This is a genomic window from Mesorhizobium sp. M2A.F.Ca.ET.039.01.1.1 (genome assembly GCF_003998035.1).
GTDB lineage: Bacteria > Pseudomonadota > Alphaproteobacteria > Rhizobiales > Rhizobiaceae > Mesorhizobium.
On record NZ_RZRY01000617.1, the window covers coordinates 1 to 3,759 of the forward strand.

A 3,759-nucleotide genomic window follows, 5' to 3' on the forward strand; every position below is an offset into this window, starting at 1 on the left:
GCCATGCGCGATGGTACGGATGATGAAGCTGGCGGTGAGGTCGCCGCGCAGCCTTAGATGCTCGATCAGCGCGGCATGCTCTTCCATGCGCGTTCCCTCGATCAGCGTCACCGAGGCCTTCACGCAGGCATCGCGCATGACGCGATCGGCGCGCGCCGCCCCCATCATCGCCAGCACCAGCGGCGATCCTTTCAGGATCTCGCCGAGCTTGACCAGCAGCATATAGCGGCAGTCGGCCGGCAGGCGCCGATCTGCGATCAGCGTCTCGCGCACCAACGGCACGTGGCCATGCCGCTCAGCCATGCGGCGGAAGCTGAGCGAAGCGATCTCCGCGCCGCTGTTCCCGACCAGAGCCGCGCAGGCCTCCGGCTCGCCGATCTCGGCGATTGCGGCCGCCAGCGACATCGAGACCACCGGACGGTTGGCGATCAGCGTCTGCGTCGCCTTGTGGCCGCAGGCGACGCGCTCGACAAGATCGGCATCGGTAAGCAGCGGCGAACGCGCCAACACCAGCGCCGCCACTTCCGGCTGGTCGGCGGCCAGGGCGCTGATCACCTGCGGCGGCGCGTGATGGCTCATCGACAGCGCCTCGGCGAGCGCCAGGCGCACCTTGGCGGAAGCGTCGTCCAGAAGCAGCGTGAGCGCCGCCTCGGCGGCGCAGCGATCCTCGAACGGCAGATCGGAATTGATATAGGCTCGCGCCAGCGCGCTCGCGGCGGCGGCGCGCTCGGAAACCCTTGCCGTATCAATCCATTTTAGAAAGTGCGAAACAACCATGCCGACCAGCTACGCCCTTGCCGGAATGTCCCCGGCCCCGTTGTGAACGGTAGGCTGGAAATGGTTTACGAACGGTTCACCATATTTCTTAACCGGCTTGATGGAGACGCAGCCAACGCCTATCAAGCGATGGAATTGCGGGAGATCGATCATGGCCGGGCTTTATCTGGAAGAGTTTGTCGTCGGCCACGTCTTCCACCACACGCTGCGGAAAACTGTGACCGAGAGCGACAACATGTTGTTTTCGGTGATGACGCTCAACCCGCAGCCTTTGCACATTGATTTCGACTTCGCCGCGAAGACCGAGTGGGGCAAGCCGTTGGTCAACTCCCTGTTCACGCTGGGCCTGATGATCGGCATTTCGGTGAACGACATCACGGTCGGCACAACGGTCGCCAATCTCGGCATGAAGGAAACGGTGTTCCCGCACCCCGTCTTCCACGGCGACACCATCCGGGTCGAGACGACAGTCGTCTCCGTGCGCGATTCCAAGTCGAAACCCGATCGCGGCATCGTCGAGTTCGAGCATCGCGCCTACAACCAGAATGACGTTCTTGTCGCCAAATGCACAAGGCAGGCGATGATGCTGAAGAAGGCGGTCTGATGCGCTCGTTGCTGTTCGTGCCCGGCGATTCCGAGCGCAAGCTGGAAAAGGGATTCGAGGCCGGCGCCGACGTGGTTATCGTCGACCTCGAGGATTCCGTCGCCGGCGCGAACAAGGGGGCGGCGCGCGGGACCGCGGCCGGCTTCATCTCGAACCAAAGGCGCCGGACGGGTCCCGCCGTCTATGTGCGGGTCAACGACCTGTCCACCGGACTCACCGACGACGACCTCGCGGCCCTCGTGCCGGCAAAGCCTGACGGCATCATGCTGCCCAAGTCGAACAGCGGGCAGGATGTCCAGCAGCTCGCAGCAAAGCTTCGGGTGCATGAGGCTGAAAACGGGCTGCCGGATGGCGCCATAAGAATCCTGCCGATCATCACCGAAACCGCGTCCGGCGTGCTTGCGGCGGCAAGCTATGCCGAGGCAAGCGCGCGGCTCGCCGGCCTAACCTGGGGCGCGGAGGACTTGTCTGCCGCGATCGGCGCGCGGGCGGCCCGCGACGAGGACGGCCGCTACACCGACGTGTTCCGCCTGGCGCGCAGCATGACCATCCTGGCGGCGGGAGCGGCCGAAATCGCCGCCATCGACACCGTCTTTCCCGATTTCCGCGACATGGCCGCCTTCGAGAAGGAATGCCGCGGGGCCGAGCGCGACGGCTTCACCGGCAAGATGGCGATCCATCCGGCGCAGGTGCCGGTCATCAACGCGGCCTTCACGCCCTCCGCCGAAGCGGTCGCGCGATCGCAGGCGATCGTCGACGCCTTCGCGGCGGCGGGAAACCCGGGCGTCGTCGGCATCGACGGCAAGATGTATGACCGGCCGCATCTGCGCCTAGCCGAGCGTTTGCTGGCCCGCGCCAAGGCGTCGGGCGCCTGAGATTACCAGACCATCGGGATCAGCTTGTAGCGGACGCGCGCGGCGTAATCGTCGTATCCCCGCAGGCCGGTCCGCAACGTCTTTTCCTCGATGAAGGTGCGGATGGCGAGCAGGATGATGAAGACGAGCACCAATGCCAGGCCCCACCAGGAGCCAAGCACCAGCGCCGTGCCGGCGAAATAGAGGATAGCACCCGCATACATGGGGTGGCGTACATAGCCGTATGGACCAGTTGTGATCACCTTCTGCCCACGCTCGTCCTGGATCTTCACGACAGGCGCCGCGAAACTGTTTTCCAGCATCGTGAGATAGCAGATCCAGATGCCGACGAGCAGGACCAACATGCCGACCGCCTGCACCCAGACAGGAGCTGCCGACCAGCCGAAACGGAAGTCGAGCCCCATCAGGGCCAGCCATGCGAAAATGCCGATGAGCAATATGCTCAGCACTATCTTGTCGGCGGCTGCCTGGGTCTTCTGGATCGGCGGGCGGAGGCGTTCGTTCATCAGGCCTGGATCGCGCCGGGCGAGCGCCACGCCCATGGTAAGGCTCAGTCCGACCATCACGACTATGTACACCCAGGCTCCCCACCAGTGCAGCGTTCCTGCGGACACGAACATCAGCGCGCCCATCACACCGAACCATACGAATGTCTGCACAACCAATCTCGTGATCATGACCAACCTTCCATGACATGCCGCCCGTCGCGATTTACCGATTCCGACTGGTGGTCTATTATACCGACCGACGGTCTATAACTCAAGGCACACCCGGCACTCTGGACGAGAACGGCCGCCGCATGCACAAGGTTTCGCCATGCCTCGCATCATCAAGCATCCGGAAATCAGGCGCGAAGAACTGCTGGACCATGCCCAGGCCCTGTTCCTGACGCATGGCTACGACAAAGCGAGCCTCAACGACGTCATCGCGGCCGCCGGCGTCTCGAAAGGCGCCTTCTATCACTACTTCGCCTCCAAGGAGACGCTGCTGGAGGCATTGGCGGAGCGTTTCGCCAGGCAGGCGCTGGCCGGTGTCCAGAAGATCCTCGACGATCCGGGCCTCGATCCGCTCGGGCGCCTGAACGCGCTCCTCGCGCAGTCGCGCCAGGCCAAGGTTGAGACCGCGGCGGAAGCATGGGCGCTGTTCGAGACAATGTTCCGGCCGGAAAACCTGGTGCTGTTCCACCGCATCAACCTGGCGGCGAGCAAGTCCTTCTCGCCGATCCTGGTGGAGATCATCCGCCAAGGCGTCGAAGACGGAACATTCCGGACTTTCGATCCCGAGGGCGTTGCCGATATCGTCATGCAGTTCGGCATGGCCACGCACGACGTGATCGCCAAGGCGTTCGCCGGCGGCAGCGATGCCGACATGGACATCGCGATCGAGGCCCTGGAAAGGCGTGTCAGGCTCTACGAGATCGCGCTCGACCGCATCCTGGGACTGCCGGACGGCAGCATCCGGATCGGTGAGCCCGGCTATGTGCGCGCCGTCATGACAGCGCGT

Annotated in this window: 5 protein-coding genes; 3 read left to right on the forward strand and 2 right to left on the reverse strand. The window is 64.1% G+C overall.

The genetic code is table 11. From position 1 onward, the window contains the following. On the reverse strand, nucleotides 1-777 hold a 777-nt coding region (locus tag EOA24_RS30475), incomplete at its 3' end, for a DUF2336 domain-containing protein (RefSeq protein ID WP_127410410.1). A gap of 151 nt (nucleotides 778-928) precedes the next feature. On the opposite strand from EOA24_RS30475, the gene EOA24_RS30480 reads away from it, so the two are divergent. Together EOA24_RS30480 and EOA24_RS30485 are read left to right on the forward strand one after the other, a co-directional pair. Then, nucleotides 929-1,381, forward strand: coding sequence for a MaoC family dehydratase (locus EOA24_RS30480; RefSeq protein WP_126082353.1), 453 nt, complete (start codon nucleotides 929-931; stop codon nucleotides 1,379-1,381). Further along, the gene (locus tag EOA24_RS30485) at nucleotides 1,381-2,256 is read left to right on the forward strand and encodes a CoA ester lyase (protein ID WP_126082352.1); all 876 of its coding nucleotides are present in this window, start codon (nucleotides 1,381-1,383) and stop codon (nucleotides 2,254-2,256) included. Before EOA24_RS30480 ends, EOA24_RS30485 begins: the two co-directional genes overlap by 1 nt. 2 nt (nucleotides 2,257-2,258) lie before the next feature. On the opposite strand, the gene EOA24_RS30490 is transcribed toward EOA24_RS30485, so the two are convergent. Then, entirely contained in the window at nucleotides 2,259-2,933 is a 675-nt protein-coding gene (locus tag EOA24_RS30490; protein ID WP_126082351.1) for an isoprenylcysteine carboxylmethyltransferase family protein, read from the reverse strand. Between the two features lie 139 nt (nucleotides 2,934-3,072). Here EOA24_RS30490 and EOA24_RS30495 point away from each other — a divergent pair. Then, the coding region (locus EOA24_RS30495) for a TetR/AcrR family transcriptional regulator (RefSeq protein WP_133374683.1) at nucleotides 3,073-3,759 on the forward strand (687 nt) is incomplete at its 3' end.